This window comes from Moorena sp. SIO4A1 (assembly GCF_010672065.1).
Classification (GTDB): domain Bacteria; phylum Cyanobacteriota; class Cyanobacteriia; order Cyanobacteriales; family Coleofasciculaceae; genus Moorena.
Window position 1 is genome coordinate 25736 of the sequence record NZ_JAAHHX010000071.1, and the last position, 6260, is coordinate 31995.

The 6260-nt window shown below is 42.7% G+C and carries 3 protein-coding genes; all 3 read left to right on the top strand.

Annotation, left to right across the window (positions count from 1 at the left end; all coding sequences use genetic code 11):
* Nucleotides 1–151 precede the first annotated feature (151 nt).
* The 3 genes from F6K53_RS29820 to F6K53_RS29830 are packed head-to-tail and all read left to right on the top strand — an operon-like array spanning nt 152 to nt 5444.
* Entirely contained in the window at nt 152–3577 is a 3426-nt protein-coding gene (locus tag F6K53_RS29820; RefSeq protein ID WP_293083167.1) for a CHAT domain-containing protein, read from the top strand.
* Nucleotides 3578–3610: 33 nt separating this feature from the next.
* Nucleotides 3611–3970 carry a hypothetical protein gene (locus F6K53_RS29825; protein WP_293083169.1) on the top strand — a complete coding sequence of 120 codons (360 nt, stop codon included), beginning with the start codon at nt 3611–3613 and terminating at the stop codon, nt 3968–3970.
* Nucleotides 3963–5444 (top strand): hypothetical protein, encoded by a 1482-nt coding sequence (locus tag F6K53_RS29830; protein ID WP_293083172.1) that lies wholly within the window; start codon nt 3963–3965, stop codon nt 5442–5444. Before F6K53_RS29825 ends, F6K53_RS29830 begins: the two co-directional genes overlap by 8 nt.
* The last annotated feature ends 816 nt before the right edge of the window (nt 5445–6260 follow it).

Genomic DNA, 6260 nt, shown 5'->3' on the forward strand with positions numbered 1-6260 from the left:
AGACTTCTTAGGAATGCTATAATTGACGAGGTTCTGCCTCTTGCCTTTCCCTAACGGATAGCAGCAGACAGTTTTGCCAATGGCGGAAGATTGGTAAATCCAGGGTGCTTTCAATAAGTCTAATTTTTGAATAACTATTGTATAGCAGTGGATGGCAATGGCTGACAATACATCTGATGCCCAACTTGACTTTCTCTTAGAGGTACTACAAGCAACTGCAGACAGTAGGGGTGATGCGCAGGTAGTTTACCCATTACTGGCAGCAAATACTGATAAAATTAATCATAAGTTAGCAGAGCAATTGCGGGATTGGGCAACAAGTAAGCTGGCGGAAGTGGAAGCAGATGAAGCGGAATACCTAGGAGTAGTTATTTTTAAATTTAGCACTCTAATTCAGCCATTACCTTTGGGTGACAAAGCCAGCACTATTGAAATTGCCATCACTGGCTATGAAGTCGCACTAACTGTTTTCACCCGTGAAGCATTTCCTATTCAATGGGCATTGACACAAACTAATCTCGGTGTTGTTTACAATAACCGCATAAAAGGGGAGAAAGCACAGAATATAGAAGTTGCAATCGCTTGTTACCAACAGGCTCTTAGAGTATTAACCTTTGAGGCATTTCCGGTTGAGTGGGCAAAGACTCAATTCCATCTCGGTATTGCTTACGGTGACCGAATCAAAGGGGGGAAAGGACAGAATATAGAAGTTGCAATCGCTTGTTACCAACAGGCTCTTAGAGTATTAACCTTTGAGGCATTTCCGATTGATTGGGAAAGGACTAAATTCCATCTCGGTATTGCTTACGATAACCGAATAAAAGGAGATAAAGCAGAAAACCTAGAAGAAGCGATCACTTGTTACCAAGCAGCTCTTAGAGTATTAACCTTTGAGGAATTTCCGATTGAGTGGGCAATGACACAAAATAATCTCGGTGCTGCTTACGGTAACCGAATAAAAGGGGATAAAGCAGAAAACCTAGAAGAAGCGATCGCTTGTTACAAAGAAGCTCTTAGAGTATTAACCTTTGAGGAATTTCCGATTGAGTGGGCAACGACACAAAATAATCTTGGTCTTGCTTACGCTCACCGAATAAAAGGGGAGAAAGCACAGAATATAGAAGTTGCCATCGCTTGTTACCAAAAGGCTCTTAGAGTATTAACCTTTGAGGCATCTCCTTTTGAGTGGGCATGGACACAAATTCATCTCGGTGGTGCTTACGATAACCGAATAAAAGGGGAGAAAGCACAGAATATAGAAGAAGCGATCGTTTGTTTACAACAGGCTCTTAAAGTATTAACCTTTGAGGCATTTCCGATTGAGTGGGCAGGGACACAAAATAATCTCGGTGGTGCTTACGATCACCGAATAAAAGGGGAGAAAGCACAGAATATAGAACAAGCCATCGCTTGTTACAAAGAAGCTCTTAGAGTATTAACCTTTGAGGTATTTCCGATTGAGTGGGCAAGGACAAAAACTAATCTCGGTATTGCTTACCGTAACCGAATAAAAGGGGAGAAAGCACAGAATATAGAACAGGCCATCGCTTTTTACCAAGAAGCTTTTAAAGTATTAACGATTGAGGCATCTCCTTTTCAGTGGGCATGGATAGAAAATCATCTTGGTGCTGCTTACTGTTACCGAATAAAAGGGGAGAAAGTCCAGAATATAGAAGAGGCCATCGCTTGTTTCCAACAGGCTCTTAGAGTTTATACTTTTGAGGCATTTCCTATTGATTGGGCACAGACACTAGATAATCTCGGTGGTGCTTACGGTAACCGAATAAAAGGGGATAAAGCAAAAAACTTAGAAGAGGCCATCGCTTGCTACCAATCCGCTTTAGAAGTACGCACCCGTGAAGCATTTCCCCAAGAGTATCTAAATACTAACACTAACCTTGGTTTCACTTACCGATATGCTCAACATTTCCCGGAAGCTTACAAGGCTTTTGATGCTGCCATTAAAACCGTAGAATTCCTGCGAGATGAAATTATTTATGGTTCTGGAGTAGAAGAATACAAGACAAAACTAGCTGAAGAATGGAATAGAGTCTATGGAGGCATGGTAGAAACTTGCCGAGAATTAAATAAGATAACTAAAGCCATTGAATATGTTGAACGGAGCAAAACCGGCAATTTAGTTGACAAGATTCTCAGCCGTGACCTGAAAACCATCTTTCCCCCAGATGTTGCTACTCAACTAGAACAATACAGGGATGAAATAGCCGCAGGTCAAAATCAAATCCAACAGGGCAAAGCTGACAATCCCAACGCCCTGGCACAAAGTCTTCAAGAATTGCGACAGCAGCGGAATGATTTACAAGACCACTATTTACCTATCGGTTCTGGCTTTAACTTTGAGCAATTTCAGAAAAAATTAGATGACCACACTGCCATTGTAGAGTTTTATATTACATCGGATAATCTGCTCACTTTCATCTTTACCCGTCAAACCCAGCCGCCTATCGTTTGGGAATCTGAGCCAAAAGACTTAGACAAATTAATAAAATGGGTAAATGGGTATCTCAGAGCCTACTACAACAAAAAATACCATTGGCAACGCCGTCTGAATACTCGCCTCCATCTGTTGGCAAAAATTATTCACATAGATGACATCATTAAGCAAATACCCCCAGAGTGCGATCGCTTAATTTTAATTCCCCATTGGTTTTTACATTTATTCCCCCTTCATGCCTTACCGATTACCAGTAAGCAGGGAAAAGATAAATCGGAAATTCTCATGGATCGGTTTCCAGCAGGGGTAAGTTACGCCCCTAGCTGTCAACTACTCCAACTTACTCAAACCAGACAACGCCCAGAAGAGTTTACCCACCTGTTTGCGGTTCAAAACCCCAGTGCTGATTTAGTTTACACTCCTATGGAAGTAGACGTAATTAAAAGCTACTTCAACCCACCACCAGATACAGAAGTGCTTGTGGAAAACGATGCTACCAAAGCCGCCATAGATAGCAAACCTCTCAACACATTCCACTATGTCCATTTTAGCTGTCACGGTTACTTTAACTACCAAGAACCACGGAAATCAGCTCTAATTCTGGCCAATGCCCAACCGACCTCTGCTGAACCCAATCCGGAGCGCTATTTACGGGTAGAAGATGAAAAATATGACCTAGAGAAATGTTTGACTATCGATGATGTCTTTGAGTTACAATTAAAACAATGTCGCCTGGTCACCCTTTCCGCTTGTGAAACCGGATTAATTGATTACAAGAACATCAGCGATGAATACATTGGGTTACCCAGTGGTTTCCTAGTGGCGGGGAGTCCAGCAGTAGTTAGTAGCCTGTGGAAGGTAAACGATTTATCCACAGCGTTGTTGATGATTAAATTTTATCAGAATCTACGAGAGCAGATGACTTTAGCGGTTGCCCTTAACCAAGCGCAACTCTGGCTTCGGGATAGTACCAAAGGAGAATTAGAGGAGTGGGCAAAGCATTTGCCCTTGAGTCTGAGTCACCGAGAACAGTTAGGCGACTGCTTTTATAACCTAGGTTCTATGGAAAAACCTTTTCAGAACCCCTACCATTGGGCAGCTTTCGTTGCCATTGGCAACTAGTAGTTTATAGTAATTAAATTGGGATAATTTAACATGACATTTGCACAAAAAAACGTTAAAGCGTTTACAATTTTAATAAAAAATAATCCAGACCTGTTGAATACTCAAGACAGACAAACTCTCTTGGAAAAGATTCCAGAAAATTTTCAAGAAATATCAAAATTACTCTTAGATTGGTGCAATAAACTACCAGAAATTAATACTGCTTTGCAGCAAGTACGTAGAAGTCTCCCAGATCATGAACCAATTGGTGAGAAGGGAATTGGAGGCACTGTCCCCACTCCTGAAGCCAAAGCTGAGTATGAAAAGAACTTGACAGAAGAACTACGCAACGCTATCCGTCAGAGTACTCCCCTAGAAACCGAAAAACCCAACACTCCCGCTGATGAGTGATACCGCCTTGCGACTCAAAAACCCCAGCGTCACCCTTTATGCCTTCCATCTCTGCCAAGACTTAAGCCAAGAACTGGAACAGTTGCGACCGGATGCGGATCAGTTGTGGCAACACTGTGCTAACCTCAGCCAACCCCTAGGTATCCCAGACCTGAAATCCTTACCTGAAAAAATAAAATCCTCTCCAAGCCAAACAGCGATCGCAAGCCGTTACGTAGAGTTACTCCCAGGGAATGCTACCTTAACCTACACAGCAGCACTACAACTAGCAGGCTCTCCCCTAACCGTCCAGGTCTATCCGGTTAAAATTCATGATACTTATGCCCTTGACCTAACCCTGTCTTGTCAGAATACCGTTGCAGCCAGTCAATTTAGTCATTTCAATCCCCAAGGGTGCCTCCTAGCCAGCAACATTCAAGCTTCCTTGGGACAAACCTTAGTGCTCTATGGGGAACCCGTGGGCACTCCCGAGGAAGATAGAACGTTAGCCGATGCCTGTGTGGATGGTTTTTTCCAGGGAACTGACCAAAAATCCCAGTTTATGGCATCTGGGCAGTTATTTGGTAGCCCAATATTTGCCTATGACAACGGTAAAGAGAAACCAACGGAGCAATGTCACGTTCTGGTCTGGTTAAACCGTCACCCAGAAACCTTAAACCTGGTTGAAAAGACGTCTTTGTCATTTTTCAATCTATTGTGCTGTCGCAGTAAAATCCTGTTTGCTTATGATCAAGCCCGTTGGTGTTATCGCCAAACTAGAGGACTCTATAGCCAACTAGAAAAAGAGGTTACAGATTTCAAGGAATTGGCAACGCAGCGAGACACACGGCTAGAGCAACTGAAGCAGAAACTGACCGACATGCCATCCAAGACCTTTGACTATGCTGGTTATCTGCGAGACATGAAGGATCACAAAAATGCGATCGCTACCAATGACTACAACTATGACTACTGGCTAAACAAAATCTGTGAATATAGTCTCGAAGACGATAGTATCAAGTTTTTGGAAGACTTCCTCAACCAAAGAACTAAACGGTTTGAAAAACAGATTGAAACCGACCTGAATTATCTCAAACCCGGTCAGCAACTATTGGACCAGATGCTTGGTAGTATCCGAGGCATTGTGGACATTGAACAGGCAGAATGCGATCGCGCTTTGGAAAAAGCCCTCAGAGATAAGGAGGAGGCTGATCAAGCGCGAGAAAAACAATTAGAACGTTGGATTGCCCTGGTCGGTACTGGTTTAGCGGTCAGTGGTATTTCGTCCCAAACCGATGCTAAACCGGTAGAGTCTGTTATCGACCCGAAAGAATCCTTAGATTGCCCCAGCGCTGGTGTTACACCTTGCTTGACTTACAGTGTCGTGTTTGTGCTATTTCATGTTGGAGTTGGTGCGATCGCTGCGTTAATTATGAATCGATTTATCAAATCGGTATCAAAATTAGTACTAAAGGGAACAGGGAGTAGGGAGTAGGGAAGAGAGAAGAGGGAAAAAATCCTGTGTACCTCATAAGTATGATAACCGCTATAATTCAGTTGTGATCAGAATAATTCAGCCAGGTTAGTAGGAGGAGACAGAACGATTCGTGGATTCTTTGGCCAATTTATCTTAAAAATTCCTGGAAAATCAATTATTATGACTTGTGATATCATGTCGGGATAATTACCCTTAATTGTAGTGCGTACGCTAACCAAAAACAAGTTTTTACATGGCGGAGGAGTTGCATTGAACTGTCGCGACAAGCTAAAATGAATGGCAACACTGTACACCCTTCAATGCACGAGTAAGCTATAATTTATTCATAGCAATAGGTTCAGCCGTTTTCCAAGTCAGTCTGTACCCAGTAATACTATTGTTATACAACCCTCAAAGCTAGAATTGGCAGTACTTTCGTACTTATTTAGTACATGTGTACGGGGGAACTTCAGTCAATAGTTGTTGATAGTTTATAGTTTTTGGTCTGCTCAAGGCACCTAGTAATTTATAGGTGCCTTTTTGTTAACAGTGCGGCTCCCGGCCACACCCCACACCCAGTAATATCAAGTCTGGTTGAATACCGATAATTATAGCAGTCGCCAGGGCAGGCGCGGACATGACAAAAGTCTCAAACCTAAGTAAGCGCAAGAGTTTGACTTCTGACTTCTGACTTCTGACTTCTGCTATATTAAGGAGAGGGTGGGAGGTGTGGGGAGATGGGGAGATAGGGAGATAGGGAGATGGGGAGATAGGGAGATAGGGAGATTTTTATTAAGGGTAATTATCCTGAGCTGCTTGTCATCCCTGAAAGAG

Bases quoted from the DNA above. Each gene is read 5' to 3' on its own strand.
- F6K53_RS29825 (WP_293083169.1), top strand. From the start codon at position 3,611: ATGACATTTGCACAAAAAAACGTTAAAGCGTTTACAATTTTAATAAAA.
- F6K53_RS29830 (WP_293083172.1), top strand. From the start codon at position 3,963: ATGAGTGATACCGCCTTGCGACTCAAAAACCCCAGCGTCACCCTTTAT.
- F6K53_RS29820 (WP_293083167.1), top strand. From the start codon at position 152: ATGGCAATGGCTGACAATACATCTGATGCCCAACTTGACTTTCTCTTA.